At 75.0% G+C, this 268-nt stretch carries 1 pseudogene; it reads right to left on the bottom strand.

Annotated elements, in window-relative coordinates:
* Positions 1-268, bottom strand: a pseudogene (locus CCL05_RS46980) (hypothetical protein); the annotation flags it as partial.

Below are 268 nucleotides of genomic sequence, written 5' to 3'. Positions count from 1 at the left end.
TCCGGGAAGCGCACCGGCAGGGTGCTGCCCAGGACACCCCAGCCCAGCCGGTTCTGCCCGGGCGAGGGAGCGTCCGAGCGGATCAGCAGCAGCCCGCTGTCGTGGTCGGCGAGCAGCAGCCGGTCGTCGCTGTCGGCGGCGATCTGGAGCAGCGGCGACATCTCCCCGCCGCGCTCCAGGTCCACCACGACGGCCTTGGTGCGCCCGCCGGTCTCCCGGTCCAGGGCCAGCAGCCGTCCCGTACGGTCCAGCCAGACCCCGCCCGAGC

Source organism: Streptomyces africanus, assembly GCF_002150735.1.
GTDB lineage: Bacteria > Actinomycetota > Actinomycetes > Streptomycetales > Streptomycetaceae > Streptomyces > Streptomyces africanus.
The sequence above is the reverse complement of the archived record's forward strand: the minus strand, read 5'-3'. Positions and strand labels throughout refer to the sequence as shown.